General features: G+C 49.3%; 24 protein-coding genes. 5 read left to right on the plus strand and 19 right to left on the minus strand.

The features are described 5' to 3' along the window. The first annotated feature begins 83 nt into the window (after window positions 1-83). Window positions 84-524 carry a hypothetical protein gene (locus DFP83_RS05685; protein WP_110574051.1) on the plus strand — a complete coding sequence of 147 codons (441 nt, stop codon included), beginning with the start codon at window positions 84-86 and terminating at the stop codon, window positions 522-524. A gap of 244 nt (window positions 525-768) precedes the next feature. Here DFP83_RS05685 and guaA read toward each other — a convergent pair whose 3' ends face one another. The 3 genes from guaA to xseA all read right to left on the minus strand — a co-directional run bounded on the left by guaA (window position 769) and on the right by xseA (window position 5,272). Then, the gene (gene guaA, locus DFP83_RS05690) at window positions 769-2,346 is read right to left on the minus strand and encodes a glutamine-hydrolyzing GMP synthase (RefSeq protein WP_110574053.1); all 1,578 of its coding nucleotides are present in this window, start codon (window positions 2,344-2,346) and stop codon (window positions 769-771) included. 69 nt (window positions 2,347-2,415) lie between these two features. After that, a complete protein-coding gene (guaB, locus tag DFP83_RS05695) occupies window positions 2,416-3,885 on the minus strand; it encodes an IMP dehydrogenase (RefSeq protein ID WP_110574055.1) in 1,470 nt (489 codons plus the stop codon). Window positions 3,886-3,952: 67 nt separating this feature from the next. Next, a complete protein-coding gene (gene xseA / locus DFP83_RS05700; RefSeq protein WP_110574057.1) occupies window positions 3,953-5,272 on the minus strand; it encodes an exodeoxyribonuclease VII large subunit in 1,320 nt (439 codons plus the stop codon). 123 nt (window positions 5,273-5,395) lie between these two features. On the opposite strand from xseA, the gene DFP83_RS05705 reads away from it, so the two are divergent. Both DFP83_RS05705 and DFP83_RS05710 read left to right on the plus strand, forming a co-directional pair. Then, window positions 5,396-6,346, plus strand: a complete 951-nt coding sequence (locus DFP83_RS05705; RefSeq protein ID WP_110574059.1) for an alpha/beta fold hydrolase — start codon at window positions 5,396-5,398, stop codon at window positions 6,344-6,346. Beyond that, window positions 6,343-7,617 carry an O-acetylhomoserine aminocarboxypropyltransferase/cysteine synthase family protein gene (locus DFP83_RS05710; RefSeq protein WP_110574060.1) on the plus strand — a complete coding sequence of 425 codons (1,275 nt, stop codon included), beginning with the start codon at window positions 6,343-6,345 and terminating at the stop codon, window positions 7,615-7,617. The genes DFP83_RS05705 and DFP83_RS05710 overlap by 4 nt, the downstream gene beginning before the upstream one ends. A gap of 29 nt (window positions 7,618-7,646) precedes the next feature. Here DFP83_RS05710 and DFP83_RS05715 read toward each other — a convergent pair whose 3' ends face one another. From DFP83_RS05715 to gspC, 13 genes are all read right to left on the minus strand, one after another. Continuing rightward, window positions 7,647-8,471, minus strand: coding sequence for a mechanosensitive ion channel family protein (locus DFP83_RS05715; RefSeq protein ID WP_110574061.1), 825 nt, complete (start codon window positions 8,469-8,471; stop codon window positions 7,647-7,649). A 105-nt stretch (window positions 8,472-8,576) separates the two neighbouring features. Then, on the minus strand, window positions 8,577-9,314 hold the full coding sequence (locus DFP83_RS05720; RefSeq protein WP_110574062.1) for a type II secretion system protein N: 738 nt from the start codon (window positions 9,312-9,314) through the stop codon (window positions 8,577-8,579). Continuing rightward, window positions 9,311-9,841 carry a type II secretion system protein GspM gene (gspM, locus tag DFP83_RS05725; RefSeq protein WP_110574063.1) on the minus strand — a complete coding sequence of 177 codons (531 nt, stop codon included), beginning with the start codon at window positions 9,839-9,841 and terminating at the stop codon, window positions 9,311-9,313. The genes DFP83_RS05720 and gspM overlap by 4 nt, the downstream gene beginning before the upstream one ends. Then, window positions 9,838-11,055 carry a type II secretion system protein GspL gene (gspL, locus tag DFP83_RS05730; protein ID WP_110574064.1) on the minus strand — a complete coding sequence of 406 codons (1,218 nt, stop codon included), beginning with the start codon at window positions 11,053-11,055 and terminating at the stop codon, window positions 9,838-9,840. The genes gspM and gspL overlap by 4 nt, the downstream gene beginning before the upstream one ends. A 1-nt stretch (window position 11,056) precedes the next feature. Next, entirely contained in the window at window positions 11,057-12,025 is a 969-nt protein-coding gene (gspK, locus tag DFP83_RS05735; RefSeq protein WP_110574065.1) for a type II secretion system minor pseudopilin GspK, read from the minus strand. Further along, window positions 12,018-12,686, minus strand: a complete 669-nt coding sequence (gspJ, locus tag DFP83_RS05740) for a type II secretion system minor pseudopilin GspJ (protein WP_110574066.1) — start codon at window positions 12,684-12,686, stop codon at window positions 12,018-12,020. Before gspJ ends, gspK begins: the two co-directional genes overlap by 8 nt. Continuing rightward, window positions 12,676-13,080, minus strand: coding sequence for a type II secretion system minor pseudopilin GspI (gene gspI, locus DFP83_RS05745; protein WP_241971595.1), 405 nt, complete (start codon window positions 13,078-13,080; stop codon window positions 12,676-12,678). The genes gspJ and gspI overlap by 11 nt, the downstream gene beginning before the upstream one ends. Continuing rightward, window positions 13,064-13,642, minus strand: coding sequence for a type II secretion system minor pseudopilin GspH (gspH, locus tag DFP83_RS05750; RefSeq protein ID WP_110574067.1), 579 nt, complete (start codon window positions 13,640-13,642; stop codon window positions 13,064-13,066). Before gspH ends, gspI begins: the two co-directional genes overlap by 17 nt. Window positions 13,643-13,645: 3 nt before the next feature. Continuing rightward, on the minus strand, window positions 13,646-14,083 hold the full coding sequence (gene gspG, locus DFP83_RS05755; protein ID WP_110574068.1) for a type II secretion system major pseudopilin GspG: 438 nt from the start codon (window positions 14,081-14,083) through the stop codon (window positions 13,646-13,648). Window positions 14,084-14,085: 2 nt separating this feature from the next. Continuing rightward, entirely contained in the window at window positions 14,086-15,312 is a 1,227-nt protein-coding gene (gene gspF / locus DFP83_RS05760) for a type II secretion system inner membrane protein GspF (protein WP_110574069.1), read from the minus strand. Window positions 15,313-15,315: 3 nt separating this feature from the next. Beyond that, entirely contained in the window at window positions 15,316-16,797 is a 1,482-nt protein-coding gene (gspE, locus tag DFP83_RS05765; RefSeq protein WP_110574070.1) for a type II secretion system ATPase GspE, read from the minus strand. Further along, window positions 16,790-18,877, minus strand: a complete 2,088-nt coding sequence (gene gspD, locus DFP83_RS05770; protein ID WP_110574241.1) for a type II secretion system secretin GspD — start codon at window positions 18,875-18,877, stop codon at window positions 16,790-16,792. Before gspD ends, gspE begins: the two co-directional genes overlap by 8 nt. A 5-nt stretch (window positions 18,878-18,882) precedes the next feature. Then, window positions 18,883-19,752 (minus strand): type II secretion system protein GspC, encoded by an 870-nt coding sequence (gene gspC, locus DFP83_RS05775; protein WP_110574071.1) that lies wholly within the window; start codon window positions 19,750-19,752, stop codon window positions 18,883-18,885. A gap of 215 nt (window positions 19,753-19,967) precedes the next feature. Here gspC and hslR point away from each other — a divergent pair, with 215 nt between their 5' ends. Together hslR and hslO are read left to right on the plus strand one after the other, a co-directional pair. Further along, complete coding sequence (gene hslR, locus DFP83_RS05780; RefSeq protein WP_110574072.1) at window positions 19,968-20,363, plus strand: ribosome-associated heat shock protein Hsp15; 396 nt, start codon at window positions 19,968-19,970, stop codon at window positions 20,361-20,363. Next, on the plus strand, window positions 20,360-21,196 hold the full coding sequence (hslO, locus tag DFP83_RS05785) for an Hsp33 family molecular chaperone HslO (protein ID WP_110574073.1): 837 nt from the start codon (window positions 20,360-20,362) through the stop codon (window positions 21,194-21,196). The genes hslR and hslO overlap by 4 nt, the downstream gene beginning before the upstream one ends. A 67-nt stretch (window positions 21,197-21,263) precedes the next feature. On the opposite strand, the gene der is transcribed toward hslO, so the two are convergent. The 3 genes from der to DFP83_RS05800 are packed head-to-tail and all read right to left on the minus strand — an operon-like array spanning window position 21,264 to window position 24,572. Beyond that, window positions 21,264-22,703 (minus strand): ribosome biogenesis GTPase Der, encoded by a 1,440-nt coding sequence (der, locus tag DFP83_RS05790; protein WP_110574074.1) that lies wholly within the window; start codon window positions 22,701-22,703, stop codon window positions 21,264-21,266. A 13-nt stretch (window positions 22,704-22,716) separates the two neighbouring features. After that, on the minus strand, window positions 22,717-23,958 hold the full coding sequence (gene bamB / locus DFP83_RS05795) for an outer membrane protein assembly factor BamB (RefSeq protein WP_241971596.1): 1,242 nt from the start codon (window positions 23,956-23,958) through the stop codon (window positions 22,717-22,719). Continuing rightward, the gene (locus DFP83_RS05800; RefSeq protein ID WP_110574075.1) at window positions 23,955-24,572 is read right to left on the minus strand and encodes a YfgM family protein; all 618 of its coding nucleotides are present in this window, start codon (window positions 24,570-24,572) and stop codon (window positions 23,955-23,957) included. Before DFP83_RS05800 ends, bamB begins: the two co-directional genes overlap by 4 nt. Window positions 24,573-24,574 lie beyond the last annotated feature (2 nt).

Genomic DNA, 24,574 nt, shown 5'->3' on the forward strand with positions numbered 1-24,574 from the left:
TGACACTGTCTCAGCTAACCATCCACTTTGAAGGTCGACTGGATGGCCACATAGATTTATGAAAACTTGGCTGACACAGAATATTGAACACTCTCATCGAAACCGCCGAGGGCATTTCAAATTTTTCAGCAATTCTCGTAGATGATGACTACTACTCATACTTAAAAGAGTGTGTGATCGCTATCGAGACGGTTAATACAGTCCATCATATGTGCCTGATCGTACTAAAGGCTAAAGCATGGATCGGCAACAAAGAGTTATTAACTCAAGGGAAGATTAAGAAAGGTGATGTACATAAACATCCTTTTGACATCTGTCGACTAATAGCTCTTTATGACGAAGAAGAAGATGACGTCCAGCAAGTTGCACGATCTATCTATGATGACTTGATGACTGTCTCAGAAATTTTCAAATCAGAAGACGAACAGGTGATTCTAGATGCAAACCTAGGTGGACAAGAGTTACCAGCTTCGTATGATGATACTGCAAGTATTCTACCTCAAATTTTTTCGGTAAAAGAGTAAAATAAATTCGCGGAACCGCCGGAGGCTGGGTGAAATAGAACGGTGAATTTGGCGACCTAATTTAAAGACGCTATGCTCCATCACATAGCTGGCAGGTGGTATGTAAAAATACGGGTCTGTGCACCATCATCGCAAGTGACCTCTCCCCCAAAAATGACTAAGCCAAAAACAAAAAAAGTCCGCTATTACGCGGACTTAAGTATGATTTAGTGCTTGTTAATGCCAGACCTTTCTTAAAGGAGCATTATTCCCACTCAATAGTGGCAGGCGGTTTACCCGAAATATCGTAGGTAACACGCGAAATACCGTCGACTTCATTGATGATACGATTCGACACTTTTTCCAATAATTCGTACGGTAAATGCGCCCAACGTGCTGTCATAAAGTCGATGGTCTCAACTGCGCGAAGTGAAACAACCCAGTCATATTTGCGCTGATCGCCCATGACACCCACCGAGCGCACGGGTAAGAACACCGCAAATGCTTGGCTAACTTTGTGATACCAATCCGCTTTATGTAGCTCATCAATAAAAATCGCATCGGCGCGACGCAACAGGTCACAGTACTCTTTCTTAATCTCGCCCAATACGCGCACACCCAAACCCGGCCCTGGGAACGGATGACGATAAAGCATGTTATAAGGCAGACCGAGTTCTAGACCAATTTTGCGCACTTCGTCTTTAAACAACTCGCGCAATGGCTCCACCAAACCAAGTTTCATGTCCTCCGGTAAACCGCCTACGTTGTGATGCGATTTAATGACATGTGCTTTACCCGTTTTTGACCCGGCCGATTCAATCACATCGGGGTAAATGGTGCCTTGCGCCAGCCAGTCGACTTCGGTCAACTGAGACGCTTGCTCGTCGAATATCTCGATAAAGGTATTACCGATTATTTTACGCTTTTTCTCTGGGTCTGCTTCGCCTTTAAGGGCATTTAAAAAGCGTTGCTCTGCAGCGACTGGAATGATGTTTAAACCAAAGTGATCACCAAACATTTCCATCACTTGTTCGGCTTCATTTAAACGCAATAAACCATTATCAACAAACACGCAGGTGAGCTGGGAGCCAATCGCGCGGTGCAGTAGCATCGCTGTAACTGATGAGTCGACACCACCACTTAAGCCTAAGATAACTTTGTCGGTACCGACTTGTTCACGAATACGTTCAATTGCATCTTCGATGATTTGCGCGGGCGTCCATTGCTTTTCGCAACCACAGATACCGCTCACGAAATGTTCGAGCATGCGCATGCCTTGGCGCGTATGAGTCACCTCCGGGTGAAACTGAACGCCATAAAAGCGGCGTGATTCATCAGCCATCGCTGCATATGGGCAGTACGAGGTTGTTGCAACAGTATGGAAACCCTCTGGAATGGCTTCGACTTTATCACCATGGCTCATCCAAACATCCAACAGTGGCTTGCCGTCTTCGCTGACCGCATCTTCAATGGCTTCAAACAGTGGACTTTCTGTCACTAGCTCGATTTGTGCGTAACCAAATTCACGCTCTAATGAGCCTTGCACTGAACCACCCAATTGATGAGCCATGGTTTGCATGCCATAACACACGCCCAAAACAGGTACGCCTGCGTTAAACACATAGTCTGGCGCGCGCGGAGAGCCGGCTTCAGTCACGCTCTCGGGTCCACCCGAAAGGATGATGCCTTTAGGATTGAAATCTTTAATGTCTTGCTCGTCGACATCCCATGCCCACAGCTCACAGTAAACGCCAATTTCACGGATACGGCGCGCAATTAGTTGGGTATATTGAGAACCGAAGTCTAAAATCAAAATTCGGTGGTCGTGGATATCTCTGCTCATTGTTGGGTCCCAGTAACAGATAAAACTAAAAGTAAAAGAGCCGCCTTAGCGGCGGCTCACAAATCGGTATTAAGAACTGCGGTAGTTTGGCGCTTCTTTGGTGATTTGCACATCGTGTACGTGTGACTCACCCATGCCCGCCGCAGTGACTTTGACAAACTGTGGCTTAGTGCGCATCTCTTCTAAGTTGGCGCAACCGGTCAAGCCCATCGCGGAACGTACGCCGCCCATCTGCTGATGAATAATTGCAGAAATTGGACCTTTATAAGCAATGCGACCTTCGATACCTTCAGGTACGAGCTTCTCTGCCTCGTTGCTATTTTGGAAATAGCGATCCGATGAGCCGTTACGCTGGTTCATCGCGCCTAAGCTGCCCATGCCACGGTATGATTTGTAGTAACGACCTTGATAGAGCTCGACTTCGCCTGGTGATTCTTCGGTACCTGCTAACATGCTACCTACCATCACGCAGTGTGCGCCAGCGACTAAGGCCTTAGCGATATCCCCTGAGAAACGGATACCACCATCTGCAATGACGGGTACACCAGTGCCTTTCAATGCATCCGCAGCATCGCTTATTGCTGTGATTTGTGGCACACCACAACCTGTGACGATACGTGTGGTACAAATAGACCCTGGACCAATACCGACTTTAACCGCGTCTACACCCGCATCAACCAAGGCTTTCGCACCGGCCGCTGTCGCCACGTTACCGGCGATAATTTGTAGATTGGGATATGTTTTACGGGTTTCCTGAACACGTTTTAGCACACCATCTGAATGGCCATGTGAGGTATCGATTAATAGCACATCAACGCCCGCTTCGACGAGTAATTGAATGCGTTCTTCAGTACCTGGACCCACGCCTACCGCTGCGCCAACGCGAAGCGAGCCTAAGTCATCTTTACATGCGTTCGGTTTGTTTTCGGCTTTTTCAAAGTCTTTGAGGGTGATCATACCTTTTAATTTGTAGGCATCATCGACCACGAGGATTTTTTCAATACGATGCTTGTGCATGAGCTGCAAGATTTCATCGCTTTGTGCGGTTTCGTGCACGGTTACTAAGCGTGACTTGTCACTCATGACTTCTTTGATGGGTTTAGAGTCATCATCTTCAAAACGTGTGTCGCGGCCGGTCACGATACCTACCAAATCACCGTTTTTCTCGATAACAGGGAAGCCTTGGAAACCATGCTCTGCCGTGAGCGCTTTGATTTCTCCGATGGTCGTATCTGGATTGACGGTCACAGGGTCGGTCACCATACCACTCTCGTACTTTTTCACTTTACGCACGTGCGCCGCTTGCTCTTCTGGCGTCATGTTCTTGTGAATAAAGCCAATACCGCCTTCTTGCGCTAGCGCAATAGCGAGTGGTGCTTCGGTAACGGTATCCATCGCTGCTGAAACCAACGGGATATTGAGCGTGATGCCACGCGTTAATTGGGTTTTGAGATCCGCTTGATGCGGTAAGACATTTGAGTGCCCTGGGACAAGTAGGACGTCGTCGAAAGTAAGGGCTTCTTGGGCGATTCGCAGCATTTGCAACACTCCGTGACTGGATTCATGTTGCGCGTGGATTTTACTCGATAATGGTTATTTTAGCAACTTATTCTGAGCACTTTCTCACGTTAAATTCGCCACCCGCTACTTTAACGTTGAGTTTTTGCTCAGGCTGGGTCTGTTCAGGCTGAGTAATAACGTGCCCTGCTTCATCTCGCACAATCGCGTAACCTCTGTCTAAGGTATTGAGTGGACTGACTAGGTTTAATGCATGCAGCAATGCACGTTGGCGCTGCCGTTGCTGTTTAAGCCACGCTTCGGCAACCAAGGGAATGCGTTGCTGGATGTGTGTAAGCTTTTGCTGGGCACGACTGATTTCACGCTGTGGATGAACCTGCTGCAAACGTTGCGCAAGATGCTCACGACGTTGCTGACAATGGGTTAGACTCCGCTGTTGTGCGCGATACACACGAACTAATAACTCGTCTAAGCGCTGACTTTGCTGCTGCAACTGGCGCTGCGGATGTTGCTGGTTAAGGCGAATGTGTAATTGCTGTAATAAGCTGCGCTGGCGTTCTATACGACGTTGCTGCACGGTGGCTAAACGGCGTTGCAATTGCGCTAAGCGACTCACTTGAATGCTGCGATCTTGAGTGACCTGCTCGGCCGCAGCCGATGGTGTCGGTGCCCGTAAATCCGCAATAAAATCACAAATCGTAAAATCAACTTCGTGTCCGACCGCACTGATAACCGGCATCGGTGCGTTAAGCAATAAACGACTAACGTGCTCATCGTTAAAGCACCACAGATCCTCTAACGAACCACCTCCACGCGTTACAATAAGAACGTCAACTTCGTTACGCTGAAACGCAGTCTGTAATGCGTTTTTGATTTGCGGTATTGCAGCGTCCCCTTGTACAGCGGTTGGGTATATAATCACTTCAACACTGGGGTCACGTCGTTTCATAACCGCTAAGACGTCCTGGATGGCGGCGCCCGTCGGTGAGGTAACCACGCCCACTCGACGAATATGATCGGGTAAGGGCCTTTTGCGCTCTTGAGCAAATAGGCCCTCGGCGGCTAGCTTGACTTTAAGCTGCTCGTACTGCTGTTGCAGTAAACCGATACCTGCTTCTTCCATATGCTCAATAATGAGCTGATAGTCGCCACGCGGCTCGTACACTGTCACACGACCACGCACCAAAACCTGCACACCATTTTGTGGGCGTACTTTGGCGCGCTGATTATTACCACGAAACATGGCACAGCGAATTTGTGCGCGTTCATCCTTTAAGGTGAGGTACCAGTGGCCCGAACTCGGCGCGGCAAAGTTAGACACTTCACCCATCAACCAAACATGACCAAAGCCCTGCTCTATCGCCTTACGGATATCGCTATTGAGTTGTGTGACGGAATATATCGACATGAAGGAATCATAGCACAACCTATGGACATGCCTCTATATTGCATTTAGACGTCTAAACATCTTGACGGTTAAACGTAGGTATTGCTAAATTGTGGTCATTAGTTCATTAGCGTTGAGGTCATCATGGTTTTCCCGGTAGGACGCTCCTTTTATACACAAACATCTTATGGACGAGTGAAAGGGTTTCGCTTTGGTAATTTTGATGCCGATGCTGCACATACCCTTATCGTACAAGGCGGTATTAGCGCCAGCGGCCAGCTTTGGCGATTAGATGGTCAGGGTTGGTGGCAATCATTGCACCCGCTGTTTGCACCGCACCCAGAACTACAAGTCATCAGTTTGGACTATTTGGGCGGTGTGGGAGGATCCGACACGCCAGAAGAGCCTATTTCTCTGTCGCAACACGCTGAGGCGTATGCTAGCGTATTGCGTTCACTCGGTCTAACACAACCAGGCGCCTGGGTGGGTGGCTCATTTGGCGGCGTGTTAGGTTTACAGCTCGTTCAAGACGGCTTAATTAAACCCGATGCACTTGTGGTCATTGGCGCAGCTCACCAACCTTCGGTGCAGTCAGCGGCACTCCGTTTATTTCAACAGGCGTTATTGCAACAAGCTGACTGCAGCCAGCAGGGCGTTGTGTTAGCGCGCGCGTTGGCGATGCTCACCTACCGCAGCGCGGATGAGTTTGAACAGCGTTTTAATGATGGCGATGAAGCCTTTAGCTACTTACTGGCACAAGGTGAAAAACTACTCAAGCGCCATGGTAAACACGCACAGAGTTTGTTTACTCACCTAACACCTATTCTAAATGAATACCGTATCGACCCATTACGCATCACCGTGCCCGTGCAATTGATTGGTTTTGAATCCGATATTATTGCGCCACCGCGCTTGATGCACCAACTCGAACAGCGCTTACCTAACTGTCAGGGACTTGCGTTGATTGATACACCCTATGGTCACGACGGCTTTATTAAGAACGTAGCCGACTACGCCGCCGTTGTGCGCCATTTTTTGCCCCAACTACAGACAACACGAAGCGCTAACGCGCCTTCGACCGAGGATATTTTATGAAAGACGAAACCTTAGCGATTCATCATGGTTACACTACGGACGCGACCACTAAGGCCGTGGCGACACCGATCTATCAGTCGGTTGCATTTGAGTTTGATAATGCACAACACGGTGCAGATCTATTTGACTTAACCGTACCGGGTAACATTTACTCGCGCATCATGAACCCGACCAACGATGTGCTTGAGCAGCGCGTTGCTGAATTAGAACATGGCATCGCAGCGCTGGCTGTTGCATCGGGTATGGCCGCAATTGAATACGCACTGATCACGCTAGCGAGCCAGGGCGACAATATTGTCACTACGCCACAGCTCTATGGTGGGACTTATACTCTGTTCCGTCATATGTTGCCGTCGTTTGGCATTGACGTGCGCTTTGCCGAAAATGATACGGCTGAAGCCGTTGCCGCACTGATTGATGACAACACGAAAGCGGTCTATTGCGAAACGATTGGTAACCCCGCGGGTAATGTGGCGGATCTAGAAGGTCTCGCACAAGCGGCACATGCTGTAGGCGTGCCGCTTGTGGTAGATAATACGGTGGCTTCACCGGTGTTGTGCAAACCTATCGACTTTGGTGCCGATATTGTCGTGCACTCGTTAACGAAGTATATCGGTGGCCACGGTACCTCGGTAGGCGGGCTGATTGTTGACTCGGGTCGTTTCGACTGGGTTAAACATAAAGATCGCTTCCCGCAATTTAGTCAGCCAGAGCCTGCGTATCACGGCATTGTTTACAGTGAGGCATTTGAGGCTGCTGCATTTATTGCTCGCGTGCGGACCGTTGCGTTACGTAACACGGGAGCGGCTATCTCACCATTTAACGCGTTTTTAATTTTGCAGGGACTCGAGACGCTGCCACTCCGTATCGAACGTCATTGCGAAAACGCACTTAAAGTCGCTGAGTATTTGCGCGACCATCCTCAGGTTGAATGGGTTCGTTTTGCAGGCTTTGACGACGATGCATACTACCAACGCGTACAGAAATATATCAGCGGTGGTATTCCAGCTTCTCTGCTTACCTTTGGTATCAAAGGTGGCTTTGAGGCGGGCGTGCGCTTTTATGACGCATTAGCGCTATTCAAACGTTTAGTGAATATTGGCGATGCTAAGAGTTTAGCTTGCCACCCCGCCTCAACGACTCACCGACAGCTCAATGAGCAAGAACAAGCGGCGGTTGGTGTCACACCTGAGGCGATTCGTTTATGTGTGGGTATCGAGCATATCGACGACATTATTGCGGATATCGAACAAGCACTACAGCAAGCATAAAAAAACGGGGCCTCGCCCCGTTTCTTATTTTATTCTTTATCTTGCTTTTGGATATGTACATCCATCTGAGGGAACGGAATACCAATACCCTCTTCATCTAAGCGATCCTTGATCTTCTCGAGCAGATCCCAGCGCGTTGGCCAAACATCTTCGGTTTTGGTCCATGGACGTACGTTAAAGTCGACCGAAGAGCTGTTAAGTGCTGTCACTGTCACTACTGGGGCTGGCTCTTGCAAAATACGTTCATCGTTCTTTAACACATCCATTAATACGGCTTTGGTCTTTTGCAAGTTTGCGCTGTAGCTTACCCCAATGACCAAATCGATACGCCGAATAGATTCGCGGTTGTAGTTGGTAATGGCGCTGCCGATTACTTGCGAGTTTGGCAAATAGACCACTTTGTTATCGGGGGTTTTCAAAATCGTCTGAAAGATATTAATTTCTTCTACCGTACCTGCGGTATTGGCAGCCTCAACGTATTCGCCCGAGCGAATGGGGCGGAACATAATCAGTAGTACACCTGATGCAATGTTTGACAATGAACCCTGCAATGCCAGACCAATGGCAAGACCGGCAGCACCTAATATCGCAATAAAGGAGGTTGTCTCGACCCCTACCTGATTGAGCGCGACCATCAATGCGGCGATAAAAATTAATGACTTAACGATGGCGGTCAAGAAGCTGATTACCGCGTTATCGACTTGGCGCTTTTGCATGCCTTTGCGCATAATTGACGCGATAACACGCGTTGCGATTGAAGCCACAAATAGAATAATAATGGCGACGATGACTTTGATCGAGTATTCGATCAGCATGTCTTGGTTGTTATTAATCCAATCAATGATTGCTTGCATCAAAGTATCCTTTTATTAGCAAATATACGGTTATATATAGCATCTTATTTTTTGAAGATGTGTTCAGATTAACGGTAATTTTTTAAGTCGGCAAGTCGGTTCGCTTTAAATTGAGAAGCGATAACGCCCCTGATTATCGGGACGACCTAAGTAACTCAGCATTTTAGCGAGTCCTTCGGGCGTTCGTGGATTAGGCTGCACCGTACCGTTCACACGGATTGAGTTGGGACTTACTGTCCCTTCAAAATTTAAACCTAAACTGTTTTCACCCGCCATCGATAGCGCAACGGCACCCGACTGTGCACAACCAAGATTGAGTGGGAAGTCGCCGAGTTGCTCCCAACGGTGATTAACTAACACACGGATATTGGAGCCCGCAGCGTTTCCCTCTAGAGAGGTACACGCATGGGCACCCGAGAGATCATCTAACGTGTAATTTTCTAATGCAATGCGCCACTGACCTTCCGTTTTAAGCGGCATATTAAAATTAACCAGTTGCATCAACGGCGCCAGCTCTCCTGTCGCTCTCAGGTTAGTCAATTTAATCGAATTGACTGATGCGCTGCCAGAGGCTTGCGCGGCTAGCGGGTTGCCCTTACTTGGTACCGTGAGCGAAAACCCAAGTTGACCGGTGATGAGTTGGCTTGGTGACAGTGACCAACTGACATTTTGAAATGCCGTTTGGTTGATAACCGCATAACCCACCCGACCTTGCCACAGCGTACCGGACACTTGCTCGATATAAATACCCGCAGGCATCGGAAACCAATGCACCACCGCCGCAGGTATATAGGCAACCAATGCGATTAAATAAACGGGGATCAGCCACAACCACTTCTTCATGATTTCTCCGTTACCAACACTTGTCGAACACGCACTTTGCCGGGTTCATCTAAACGCGCTAGATCAAGTGTAGAGACCTGCAATTGATACGTTTGTTCAAGTGCATACAACCAGCTCATGGCTTGCTGATAAGAGGTTTCATCTACACTGACCACTAAGCCGTTGTTCTGCGGCTGCATGCGGGCAATTTGAATTTTGTTATTGGCCGCAGCCTCGTTCACTCGTTGTGACAACGAGCCACTGACTTCTGATTGGGCTTGCGTTGCCGATAAGGCTTGATAGCGCGCCACCTGTTCGCGCAACCAGAGTAACTGTTGCTGTTGGCCCTCAACGCGACGCTCAGCAAGTTGTTGGGCGTGATAAGTTGGCTGCCAAATGGCAAAGTAAATCAATGCCACAACCAGCACAGCACCAAGCCCTTTTAGTAAGTTTTGCTCGCGCGGCGCCAGTTGGCTCCAGCGCTGATGTGCGTTCTGTGCTACCGGTGTTTGCGCAAGTTTTTGCATTAACGGTGTGAAGCGGCTCATGAACGGCCTCCTTGGTACGCAATAGTTAAGGTGCCAGCGACACCGTCTCCGCGATTATTCAGCGCTCCTTGTTGCACCTCAAAACCCAATTGTTGGGCTTGATTTTGGAACGCCTCAAACTGTGAGAAGTTCTGTGCGACAGCCTGCACACGTAACGCGCCGTCTTGATAACGCAACAACTCTAAACTCAGTTGCGGTTGTTGCTGAAATGCAGGCGCTAACTGGTCAAGCATCGCTAACGCCGAGGGCATGGCTTGATCATCGATGCCTAAGGCTTGTAATTGCTGACGCATTTGCGCACGCAAGTTCACAATACGGGTTTGGTTTGGAAACGTATCGCGATACAGCGCTTCGGCTTGCTGCTGAAGCTGTTCCGCTTGATGGTTCAAGTAGCCCGTTTTAACCCAGCTACTGGCTAGGGTGATAGCTAGCGCAATGCCCGCCGCCCATGCCAATGGTTGCCAGCGCACTTTCAATGTTCGTTTTGTGCGCTTTGGTGCATAACGCTGACCACGAATATCTAAACTGACCGCTTGCTTGGCAAATGCCGCCATGGGTAATTCACTATTGGCAAATTCGAGTGTCCATGTATTTTCGCTCAGTGCGATATCCGAATAGGCAACCAAGTGCTTAACTTGCGGGTACTCACCCTGCTTGAGTTCAACCACAGCATCCGCTAATGCCTGTTCCACCGCGATGCCATCCCAACGAGCCATGCGAACTAGCACATCGTCGGCAATTTGCACCCCCGTCCACTGTGTCTCATTGTCCGGTTCTGGCAACATTAAGTAGTCGACAGCCCACTCGTCAGCTTCGATGTTGGCTTCGTTAAGCCACTGCTGCCATTGTTGCATCTCACGGTGGCGTATCACGGCAACAGGGATTTGTCCCTCTTTGATACCGCTCTCCGACCAAGCAAAGTGCAAGCTATCAATATCATCCGCAAGCTCATCTTCGAGCGCATAGGGAATTAATTTATCCAGGTGACGCTTGCCACTATTGGGAATAGTGACTTTACGCATAGAGATTGCCTGCCCTGGGCATAACAGCGTTACCTGACAGCGTTTGGCTTGCTCTGCAAGCTGCGCAAGCTCAGCCGGTTCATTGAGCTCACCGCTGGCAATGACCTCCGCCTCAGAAGGGTGCCAAATTAGCCAACTTATCCGCGGTACGGCATCAGAAGCCGGTAACCTTATTAGTAAGCGTTCTTGCATATTAATCTTCTCCCATGGCTCGATAAACCACACGTGCTTGACCGGGTGTCACGTGTAGCACCGAGCGAGCGGTGGTCTCTAATGAGCCCCATTGTATATAAGCTTGTAGTAAAAAGTATTCGCTACTGACCGCAAGCTCGTCTAACGAGCCGGTTTCGCCATCTTGGGCGCCTGTCAGTAGGCTATCTTGCAGCAGTGTCTCACGGCTTTCGTAACCATTCTCGGGCCGTGCCTGAATCAGCTGTTTGGCACTCTCTAAGGTTAGCTTACCTTGCGTCACTGCGACCAGCAAAACTGCGCTGTCTTCGTCTAACGTGTTCACATTAATGAGCAGCTCAGCATTGCCTGGCACTACGCATACAAAGGGCTTTATGCGTTGCACGATCTCTGCCGTAAAGCCTTTAATCATGCGCAATTCGCTAACATCAAACAGTAACCCATTCGCTGTTTGGTACGGGTGTGGTAACGCTTCGTAATCCGGATCTTCGGCACCACTTTGTGTCAGCTCGCTATCGGCATCGAGCCAATCGATCAAGGCGCCTGCTAGACTTTCAGCTTGAAACGCATCGACTTCTAGGCTGACTAACAATTGTTGAAACTGCTGACGGCGTTTTTCTAGACTCAGTCCCTGCTGCTCGGTACCCGCTAGACTGTTAAGGTTAAAACAACTGCGTAAATCGTTTACTTGTGCAGCGATCTGACCACCTTGCACGGGAAAAGGTCCCGCGCGTTGCGCCCAGTTTTGATTGGCATGGACGATGCCATCACTTAATTCGATTTCTTGCTGCAGCACTTCTTTTAGCACCGCTTCTCCGCTCAACCACATCCAGTAGCTCTGTTCAGACTGCTCAAAGCTTGCTGTACGTGTCACTTGCCGCTGTAACTGCGTCCCCAGATTGGTCGCAATCACCGCTACGATTGCCATCACCAGAAGTACCGTAATGAGCGCGACGCCTTGTTGCTTACGCATTGTCGCCCCCCTCTTTGGCAACGACTTGGGTAGGCTCGACACCAGTTAAAAAGCGGCGTCTTATTTCACCATATGCGTCGCTGGTAATGGTTAATTCAAGTGCGGCTGGAAAATCATCCGAGGTTTCCCATCGATTACGCCAACCGGCTTCGATTCCTTGGTTAGCTTGCGCTTGCTGGGTTGAACGAAAGAAACGTACTTGAAAGGACTTTACACCCTCGAGTAAATCTTGCACTACGGGTTCACCGCTGCGGTCATTCACATAAGGGTAGGTGAGTCGCTGTAATACATTGTTTTGTACACGATAAATAACAGGCTGTAATTCACTGCGTGGCAGCATTAAACCTGGATTATCATAACCGCTACGGACAAACCCAAGCACGCCGCTTTGCGATTCAATAATGCGTTCGTCATTGGTAATCAGTTGCTGTGCCACCTCTAGCCCATCGGGACGAGTGGGCTTGGGTACGGCTTGGCGCATATCCTGTTGGATCAATAACCAGGTAAACTGTAACTGCTCAATGCGCTCCGAAGATTCCTCAGATAACGACTTGGTGCGCGACATTTGATCCAACACGGTGTAGCTGGCGAGTCCAATGAGCGTGAAGATAATCATGGTAACCATGATTTCTACTAGCGTGAATCCTTTTTCAGAGCGCATTGTCGGCTCCTTCGGTCTGCGCAGCGTTTGGACGGCGAATATACTGTGTTAGCCGCGCCCACTGATAGTCTTGCTCACCTTGTGTGACTTCGATCGTGACGGCCACCACGTTGGGTGTTACGGTCTCAACGACTTGCTGCCGCCATTGCCATTCGACGCCGCCTTGGCGCTCGCTACCACGTTGGTTATCTTTAATCGGCCAGGTGGTTGCCAGATTCAATTCGGTCAGTCGATTAGCAGCAACGTACTGTGCAAATGTGCGTTGTTGGATTGTGCTTAAGCTATTGAGATGACCGCTGGCGGCAGACACCGCCGCCAGCGCCGCCATCGCGAATATTGCAATAGCGACCATGACTTCGATAAGCGTGAAACCGCGATTATTCTGTATCATCATTATCTGCTATGCGTGTCGTCCAAGCGCTATCGGCAATTAACCAAGCGCTCGGTTCAGCGTCAAATGGCGCCGCAAACTGAATCGAAAACTGCGACAGTTCTCCTGTCGGTAGGATTAACAGTTGCGGAATAGGTTGTTCTTCGTCTTCATTATCGTCTGATGGTGAGAAAAGCGTGTCTTCGAGCTGCTTCTCTTGTGCGATAAACGGCGGCTCATCGATGCGCCACTCAAGGCTGAGGTTGTCACGGTAATCTTGTGCTGCCAGGCCTTTTTCTGTCACTGCCTGCCAACGCCAGCCCTCCTCGGTTTGCTGCCACCTTAAGAACTGATAACCCTCGGCTTGTAATAATAAACCCAATGGACGCTGCTCGATCATCGCGCGTTCGCGCGCCCACTGAAGCTGAGCTTTAAGCGTGGCTGCCGCGGTCTGTGGCGTTGTCTCATCACGGGTCATACTCGGCACCGTGAACACAACTGATGCGGCGATCAAACCGACGATCGCCATCACCACTAGAATCTCAACAAGGGTAAACCCTGATTGCTTGCACGCCGATGAGCGCATTGCTTAATTTGATTCGTTTTCTTGTCCGATCATCCAGTTACCAAAGTCGTCATCAGTACCTGGTTGTTGATCGGGACCGGGCGAGAAAATGTCGACATCGTCGTACTCGCCTGGGTTAAGTAACATGTAATCATTACCGTACGGGTCTTGCGGTAAACGTTGAATATAACCACCACTGCGATAATTACGTGGCTGAGGATCAACATTTGGACGCTCAACTAACGCCTCTAAGCCCTGTTCTGTTGTTGGAAACATGCCGTTATCCAAGTGATACTGCGCCAACGCATTTTCAAGCGAGACTAAATCCGCCGTCACTTTTTGTTGGTTTGCTTGCTCTTGGCTACCTAAGACGTTAGGCAAAATCATCGTTGCAAGAATACCAATGATGGCGATAACCACCATAATTTCGACCAATGAAAAACCTTGATTTTTACGCATCATATTTAAAACCCTATACTCTGGTTCAACTGCAAAATTGGCTGAATAATTGACAATACAATAAAGAACACAATACCGGCCATGGATACAATCAGCACCGGCTCAAATACTTTGAGTGATATTTGTACCAATGATTCAAATTCGCGATCCTGGTTATCTGCGGTGCGTCGCAACATTTGCTGTAGCTCACCGGATTTTTCACCGGCTGCTATCATGTGTAGCATCATCGGAGGAAATAAACCTGTTTCTTGCAATGCTGCTCGCAACGACGCCCCTTCTCGCACACGGGTGGCGGCTTCGTCGACGGCCTCTCGAATAGCCCGATTACCGATAACCGTCGCGGTAATTTTAAGGCCCTCTAACAGCGGTACAGCCGAGGACGTTAATATGCTCAATGTACGAGCAAAGCGTGCGGTACTCACACCACGAATCACTCGCCCTAGTAGTGGTAGCTTTAATAGTCGTTTGTGATACTTGAGTTCATGCTCGGGTTTCTTTAACCACTGCTTAAAGGCGAGCACAAGTACGACAAGACCCGCAAGGATGAATAATCCCCAATTCTGCAAAAACTCCGACAGACCGATCATAAATTGCGTGGTGGGCGGTAAGGTCTGACCCAGTGTCGAGAAATTGTGCACAATTTGCGGCACGATAGACACCAGCAGAAATATCACGATACTTATCGCGACCAATGTCAACATTACGGGATAAACCAAAGCTTGCGTCAACTGACTCTTCATATGCTGACGTTGTTCAGTATAGTCTGCTAGCTCATCCAGTACTTGGTCGAGATGACCCGATTTTTCACCCGCCGCAACCATTGCAGTGTAAAGCGAATCAAACACGCCTGGATATTCAGCCATGGCTTCCGCTAAACCATATCCCTCGACCACTTTACTGCGCACTGCCATCAGTAGTTGCTTCATGCGCGGCTTTTCGCTTTGATCGGCAACTGCGAGTAAACACTGTTCAATAGGGAGCGCCGAATTGACCAAGGTGGATAGCTGACGCGTTATCAGCGCCAGATCTTGTGCTTTGACACGGCGTACTCGACGCCAGCGATTCTGCTTTTGACCTTTCTTCTGCTCTTGGTCGGCCGCCGGCATGACGTCCATTGGGATGAGCCCTTGGTCGCGCAATTGCTGGCGAACTTGGCGAATCGTATCGGCCTCGATGATGCCCTTCTTTTTACGCCCATCTGCCGCCAGCGCATGATACTCAAAAGCCGCCACAGATTACTCCTCGCGCGTTACGCGCAATACTTCCTCAAGGGTGGTGACGCCATGACGCACTTTCGCCAAGCCATCGCTGCGAATACTCGGCGTATTCTTGCGCACATAGCGCTCGATAGATTGCTCACCATGCCCATTATGAATTAATTCGCGAACATGCTCATCAACCAAGATAAGCTCGTGAATCCCAGTTCGGCCTCGATATCCCGATTGATTACAGTGTTCACAACCTTGCGCACGATAAATAGTGAAGTCACTGTCCATCACACCTAGCAACGCACGTTCTTTCTCGTCCGCTTGGTGCGGCTGCTTACAGTCTGGACACAAAGTACGCACGAGACGCTGTGATAGCACCGCAAGTAAGCTCGATGACAACAAGAATGGCTCAACGCCCATATCCTCGAGTCGTGTAATGGCACCTGCTGCGGTGTTGGTGTGCAAAGTTGATAGCACTAAGTGACCGGTCAGTGACGCTTGTACAGCGATTTGTGCGGTTTCAATATCACGGATCTCACCGACCATGACCACATCGGGATCCTGACGCAGTATGGCTCTTAATCCGCGCGCGAACGTCATATCAACGCGCGGGTTGACCTGAGTTTGACCGATGCCATCGATAGCATATTCGATCGGGTCTTCCACCGTCAGAATATTACGGTCTTTAGAATTAATCTCGGTTAGTCCGGCATAAAGCGTGGTCGACTTACCCGAACCCGTTGGGCCGGTTACCAAAATAATACCGTGCGGCTTATGAATCAGCTCGGCAAACACTTTGCGGTTCGCCTCAGTCATGCCCAGTTGTTCAAGATTAAGGCGCGCATTGTTTTTGTCTAACAAACGCAGTACTACGCGCTCGCCATGGTTTGATGGCATGGTCGAAACCCGAACATCCACTGCGCGTCCGGCAATCAGTAGCGATATACGACCATCCTGAGGTACGCGTTTTTCGGCGATATCAAGCTGCGCCATGACTTTAATACGCGACACTAATAGTGACGACAGTTTTCGGTTGGGCGTGAGTACTTCGCGCAACACACCATCGATACGAAAGCGAATCGTTAATTGCTTTTCGTAGGTCTCGATGTGAATATCGGACGCACCTTCTTTGATGGCTTCGCTCAACATTGCGTTGATGAGTTTAATGATGGGCGCGTCGTCTTCACTCTCTAGAAGATCTTCGGTTTGCGGTAATTCGTCAGCTAATGAAAACAGATCGGATTCATTGCCGATATCTTCCATCAGCTGCTTCGCTTCCGATGAGTCGCGTTGATACGCTTGTGTCAGCAAGCGCTCAAATGCCTCAGCATCATGCCGTTGCAAGGTGAATACCTGACCTAAGCGTCGACGTACTTCAAGTAATGTCTCCGCTGAAGCGCCGTCACGATGGTGCACGATGGGCGGCTCGCCATCTTCGACTACCACCCCAAAACGCTTGGCAAAGCTAAACGGCAAACGCTTTGTTGCAATATTACTGGCATCAGTCATCTTGCTGCTCTTTCAACTCTTCTTTTATCGCACCTTTTTCGTTGAGGTATTCCTCAAAACTAGGCGGCAAGGTCAAATCGCTGTTCCAATCGTTCATGACAGGCGTATTTTTATCCGGCATCAGTGCTACGCCACGTGAGCGTCGGTCAAGCTGCAACGCACGCATGTAGTTATATTTTTGCTTACTGATATCAGACAGCTTGCTACCGTCACGCACAATGGTAGGGCGGATAAAGACCATCAAGTTACGCTTTTGCGTAGAGGTCGAGGTTGAACTAAACAAACGACCCAAAAACGGGATATCACCCAGAATTGGAATCTTAGATACCGACTCTTGCACGTCTTCATCGATCAAGCCACCGAGCACGATAGTCTCGCCATCTTCTGCCATTACGGTGGTCTTAAGTTCACGCTTATTGACGATGACATCGACTGAAGTCGCGCCACTCAGGCTCGATACCTCTTGCTCGATGACCATTTGCACCGCGTTACCCTCGTTGATCTGTGGCGTCACTTTGAGTTTGATACCAATCTCTTGGCGGTCAACCGTTTGGAATGGGCTGTCATTATCGTTACCTAAGGTCGAACCGGTAATGGTCGGCACTTCCTGACCGACGAGGAAGCTGGCTTCTTCATTGTCGACCGTAACGATACTCGGCGTTGCCAAGATATTTGAATTGGTGTCTTGCGAAATCGCTTGCACCACCGCGGCCCAGTCATCTTTGATGGTGCCGAACATCATGCCATTTACGCTGCCCAACAAGTTGGCAAGTAGATCTAAATTACCGCGCTCTTCTGGGTTGGTCGTTGTCACCGTTTGACCGTTGTCGTTTACCGTCGTCACCGAGTTACCTTCACGCGGACGCGCCTGATAAGCGGCTGCGGCTAAGCTACCGATAGGTACTTGGTTGCCGGTATTGTATTGAACTAAACCACCGTCTTCACTGATCCACTGAATACCAAAGTCGACGTTATCGCCTTCGAGGACTTCGACAATAATTGCTTCGACTTGCACTTGAGCACGACGGATATCGAGATCTCGGATAACGTTTTCAAGTGCCGCCAACATGTCAGGCTCGGCGGTAATCACCACAGTGTTAGTGGATTCATGCGCACTGATACTGATGCTGTTATCTGAACGGCTTCGAATTGAGTTCTGCCCAGTCTGCTTAGCCTCTTCTGCTTTAATCGACTGACTAACGTTCTGCAATACTTCGACCATTTCTTCAGCGCGGGCATATTTAAGATAGTAAACGCGGGTGTTGCCCTCGGTTTTGAGGTCTTGGTCAAGTTGTTTAATCAATTTCACAACTCGCGAACGTGCGCGAGGTTCACCGCTGACGATAACGCTGTTACTGCGCTCATCGGCGACAATTTTAGGAATCAGTAGTGCGGGTGTGCCGTCGGCATTGGCTTTCTCAAACAAGTTTTGCGCAATACCTACCAATTCTCGTGCCGACGCATACTGTAGTTCAACAATATCGACATCTTGGTCGCCGGCTTTGTCTACGCGTTCAATAATTTGCACTAAACGTGAAATCGTCTCGGCACGCCCCGTCATCATAATGACATTGGATGGATCGTAGCTAACGACCATACCGCCACCGGTTTGGTCATTTAACTGACGCAGCAAAGGTGCGAGTTCACGTACAGACACATTTTCGACCGGTACCACGCGGGTGATCATGGTGTCACCCTGCTCTTTTTGCTCACCCGCGACAACAGGCAGTGGCGCATGCTGTGCGTCTTTATCACGGATGACTTTGATGACACCTGAGTCCATTTGCACGGCAGCAAAACCGTACACTTCAAGCACGTTTAAAAAGAACTGGTAATACTGCTCTTGCGTCATGACGTCATAACTACGTACGTCGATGGTACCCCGCACATTCGGGTCGATAATGATGGTCTTGCCTAGGTTGCGACCCACCACTTGAATGAACTCAGTGATATCGGTGTTTTTAAAGCTCGCGGCATATTCTTGTGCGATAGACGGAGCTGGCATCGTCATTGATACCGAACCCACCGCAATGGCCAGCGCGCTCAACCATGTTTTTGGACCAAAACGAGTAACTGTCATAATCATTATTCCTGCTGGTTAGGAAGCTGCAGACTCAGCTCGATACGCTCACCATTACGGAGCACCGTCACTGTCGCTTCGGTCGCTTCTTGTAATTGGCTGCTCAGCTGCGAGGCTTGTTGCATATCGGTCAAGTCATAGCCGTTAATCGCGATGGCTAGATCACCTTCCTGAAAGCCTGCTTGATAAAATATATCCGCCTGATTGCCTGGCGAGAGGCGATAGCCTTGTAAGCTGCCTTGTTCTAAAACCGGTGCAATCGACACGTAATCTAATAGCTGACCTGGATCACGTTGCACGCGTTGCAACGCATCCGATGTATTGCCAGTAGGCTCAGGCTCACTCGCCTCAGCGCTCTCGACCACCAACGATAATGCGGGACGATCTTCACCAATATCTTCTAACTGCAGTGTTTCGAGACGTCCACCGTTATCTAAAATCACACGGTCGGCAAGAATTTGCTCGACGGTCACACGACTACGACCGATTGTATCACCCACGATATAGGTGGATTGTTTACCGGCTTGTTCGATAATTGCTGCGGAGCGCTCAGGGCGCGAACTTGCTGACACGCCTACTAAGCGGACATTAAGTGCGGTTTTTGGAGCATTGGCATAACTATTACCACGGCTTTGCGTGCCCGCTTGTTGACGGCCAAAAATAGAGAGTTGCTGTAGCTTGGCGAGATCGACACTTTGATTGTCGCCACTTTGTGAACGCACATCTACGTTAGGACGCTGTTGCGTTGCTGGGGGAGGCGTCATAAACCACCAAGTCGCTTGCGCCGCAACGATAACGACCCATATCCATAAAAGCACCGTAACTACTGTTACGGAACGGGATATCCACTGATTCGCGTTCTGGGTTGATGGCATTAGGCTTATCAATTTAATTCACTTTTATCGTTGTTGTTTTACCGAAGCAATGCGCTACATCCGTGTAGGAATTTGATACAATACACGCAACTTGATGGCTAGCGCTAGTGTCGCATCGTCGAATTATAGGATTTTGATGTTTTGGCATTGTAGCGTAGGCACGAGTAGTCAACAATCGATTAACACTAATTTTATAATATTTTCGTGACGATTTTATGACACAAGACAGCAGTGTAAGGCTCGACAAATGGCTCTGGGCAGCGCGGTTTTACAAGACGCGAGCGCTTGCTAGGCAAATGGTGCAGTCTGGTAAGGTCCATGTGGCTGGAAAACGCAGTAAGCCTTCCAAGCTCGTGCAAATAGGTGATCGCATCACCTTACGACAAGGCTTTGACAGCAAAGAGGTCGAGGTGTTGGGACTGAGCGAGCAACGCCGGGGGGCGCCAGAGGCACAAATGCTCTATCAAGAAACTGAAACCAGTATAGAGAAGCGCGAGCAGAACGCTGAAGCGCGCAAATTGAATGCGCTTTACAACCCACACCCCGACAAGCGCCCAGACAAAAAACAACGTCGGCAACTGATTAAAATGAAAGATGGTGGTAACACATGACAACTCAGCTTGATTATCCAACGGATTTACTGACGCGCTACAGCTTTGCTGAGCAGGACGTGCGCGGCGAAATGGTGCAACTGACCAGTAGCTACCAGAGCTTAATTAAAGGACATCAGTATCATCCGGCGGTACAACAGTTGCTTGGTGAAATGATGGCGGCCGTCTCGTTGTTGACGGCTACGCTCAAGTTTGAGGGGCATATTGCAGTTCAACTACAAGGTGACGGTCCCGTTAACTTCGTTGCAGTGAATGGTAACCATTTATTGCAATTGCGCGGTATTGCCCGTGTGCGTGCCGAAATTGGTGAAACGGATTTACGAAGCCTGATTGGCCGCGGGCAACTTATTATTACATTGACACCCCACGACGGCGAGCGTTATCAAGGCGTTGTAAGTGCTGATGCCAACTCCTTGCAAGAAGTTATTCAAAATTACTTTGAACAGTCTGAGCAGTTAGCGACGCGCGTGTGGTTACATGCCGACGGCGAACATGCTGCGGGGATGTTTTTGCAACGTATGCCAGCGTCCGGCAAGGATATGGCAGGTTTCGAACATTTAGCAACCTTAACTGATACGATAACCGCGCAAGAGTTATTTACGTTGCCCGCCGAACAGCTGCTGCACCGCTTGTATCACGAAGAAACGGTGCATATGTACCCAACGCAACCTGTTTCCTTTGTTTGTGGCTGTTCTAAAGATCGTACACTTGAAGCCTTAGCGACAGTGCCGGTTGATGAAATTAAGCAAATTTTAGAACAAGATGGGGAGATCGTAATGACCTGTGATTACTGTCTCACCGAGTATGTCTTCAAAGAGGACGACTTCGCGTAACATTAAACTTCATACGCATAAAAAAAGAGGTCCTTGGGACCTCTTTTTTTGACTGACTTATTTGAGTTTACTTGCCCTTCTTAACAAACTTCATCAAGCGGCGACGCTTACGCTGTTGCGATAAGGTAAGGTTGTTTTTTCTTCCTGCATACGGGTTTTTAGGTTCACGGAATTCGACCTTTATCGGTGTTCCCATGACCCCGAGTGCCTTGCGGAAATAGTTGGTCAAATAACGTTGATAAGCACCAGGTAAACGCGTGACTTGGTTTCCGTGAATGACTATCCGCGGTGGATTGTAACCCCCTGCGTGCGCATATTTCAGCTTAACTCGACGACCACCCACCAAAGGTGGTTGGTGCTCTTCTTGCGCCATTTCCATGATCTTGGTTAACTTCGACGTCGATACGCGTTGAGTCGCGCTCTTGTACGCTTCCTCTACCGATTCGAATAAGTGACCTACGCCGGTTCCATGCAACGCTGAGATAAAGTGCAAACGTGCAAAGTCCACAAAGCCTAAACGACGATCGAGCTCTCGTTTAATTTCGTCTTTATGGTCTTGCTGTAATCCGTCCCATTTATTGACCGCGATAACAATAGAGCGACCCGCATTGAGCGCAAAGCCAATCAGGTTAAGGTCTTGATCGCTGATGGTTTCACGCGCGTCAATCACCGCCAAGACGACGTTTGCGTCTTCGATTGCCTGCAACGTTTTTACCACAGAATATTTTTCAATGGCTTCATCAATACGCCCCCGGCGACGCACACCCGCGGTGTCGATCAGGACATATTCACGCCCATCACGCTCCATCGGAATGTAAACTGAATCTCGCGTCGTACCGGGCATATCGAAGACCACCACGCGATCCTCACCCAAGATACGATTGGTCAGCGTTGACTTACCGACATTCGGTCGACCAACGATCGCCAGTTTAAGAGGCAACGCATCATAATCAATCTCGTCATGCTCAAGATCCTCGCTGTCGTGCTCATCGGGCACGATAACATCAGGATACTCATCCGCCAGAGGTTTGAAGCACGAATCGAGCAAATGTTCGACACCACGACCATGCGCAGCAGCAATACCGTAGAGGTTACCCAGAGCTAATGAATAAAAGTCGGCAATGGCGGAATCCGCATCAATACCATCGATTTTATTCGCAACCAGATACACTTTCTTTTTTTGCTTACGCAGATGCGTCGCAATGGCTTGGTCACCGACCGTGACACCATCACGTGCGTCGACCAAGAATAAGACAACGTCAGCCTCTTCAATCGCCTGCAGCGACTGTTTGGCCATCACCTCGTCGATGCCCTCTTCGTCACCGTGTATACCGCCGGTATCGACAACAATAAACTGATAACCGTCATAATTGGCTTGGCCATACTTACGATCACGGGTCAAACCCGGGAAGTCTGCTACGAGCGCATCCCGAGTTCGAGTTAAACGATTAAATAATGTAGATTTGCCTACATTGGGTCGGCCCACTAAGGCCACGACAGGTAACATGTATGAGTATTTCCTAATTAACCTCGATGGCGTATAAGTCACCATCGCGTGTTTGTACGTACAGCGTGTTGCCGTCTACTACTGGCTGAGCGTAGATACCATCTCCACCGAGTTCCATACGGCCGATAATTTCGCCAGAGCTTGGCGAGAGCCAATGCAGATAACCTTCAAAATCGCCTAATACCAAACGGTTGCTCACCATCGTTGGACCTGTTAGCGCGCGACCAAACAGTTCGTTATTACTCCACTGTTCAATGCCGCCGCGTAAATCAAGACCAAAGACATGGCTGTTGGCATCTGTTAAGTAAATTGAGGCACCGTCAATGTGCAAGTTTTCGTAGGCGCTGTAGTCACGTTTCCAGCGCACTTCACCTGAACGTAGTTCAAGTGCTGCGAGCTCACCGTTGTAGGCAATCATGTAGATCACGCCACCAACAATCACTGGATTCGAATCGATATCTGCAAGCGCTTCTAGTTCGGTCGCGCCTGATGGGTCACCAACCGCTTGGCTCCATGCTTGCTGACCATTGGTACCGATAAGTACCGAGGCACGTCCAGATGAGTCACCTAACACGACACCACCACTGACGATACTCGGTGCTGACGCACCGCGCAGTGTCAAGGTAGGCGTTTGATATTCGTACACCCAATTTTGCTCACCGGTATCGGCAGACAGACTAAGTACCTTGCCACCGACGGTATGCACAACAACCATACCTTCGCCTACGGCGGGGTCCGAAGTCACTTCGTTACCGACTTCAACGTGCCATACCAATTCACCTGTTTCGGTATCGATAGCAATCACGTCGCCGTTTTCAGTGCCTAAAAACAACTTGTTGTACTGCGCAACCAAACCACCCGAAATACGCGCAGGGAAAGGTGATGAAAACAAGCCGCTAAACCAACCCTCGTCTACACCCTCGTTGATCTCAATCAGATCGTGTAAATCAACTTGCCACAGCGTTTCACCGGTTTCTTTATCGAGTGCTTTAACCATACCTTGACGGTCGGCCGCAAAAACCTTGCCATAGGCAACCGTCGGATTCAGACGAGAAAAGTATTCACCAACACCATCGCCTACTGAACGTTCCCACTTAATCCGTGTGTCAACCTGCTGACTCACAGGCTGTAATGGGGCAACGGTAATTTCTTCGTCTTCATCACCGAAAAGCGAGCACGCCGACAATGACAGCCCTGCTAGAGCAATCACGCTGGTGCGCCATAAAGATTTCATCGCTGTTTTAGACTGCATCATGACTTCGCCAAGCTGTTGAGTTTAAGTTCGACTGCTGGAGACAGTGTAGAACCATCGCTGTTTAGAGCGCTTTCGTAGGCTTCACGCGCTTTTGCTACGTCGCCTTGGGCGGCATATACATCGCCTTTGATTTCATTGGCGAACGCTGAGTAAGCTTTTGGTAGCTCAACGTTCAGCACGTCTAACGCCGATTGGTATTGCGCTTGTGCTGAAAGCACACGAGCAAGGCGCACGCGCGCAATCGCAGCTAAATTATCGTCGGCACCGCTTTCAATGATCGATTGGAATGAAGTGACTGCCGTTGCCAAATCGCCCTCTTCGGCCGCAACACGACCGAGTTGCAACGCGGCTAAGTAGCCGTATTGCGAATCTGGGTTCGACTTAATGAAATTCTGAGCATTCGTGATTGCGCCTTCTTCGCCCGCATTCAACTGGCTCACTACGGCTTCATAACCACGCGAAGCTGCGTTTTGCGCTTCGATAGTGGCTTTATCGTAATAACGCCAGCCAAAGAACAGACCTAAGCCAATAATCGCACCAGCGATAATGCCTTTACCGTGTTCCGCCCAAAACTCTTTAATTCGTTCTACTTGTTGTTCTTCTGTTTGATCCACAG

Origin of the sequence: Idiomarina fontislapidosi (assembly GCF_003226255.1) — a bacterium.
Classification (GTDB): Bacteria; Pseudomonadota; Gammaproteobacteria; order Enterobacterales; family Alteromonadaceae; genus Idiomarina; species Idiomarina fontislapidosi.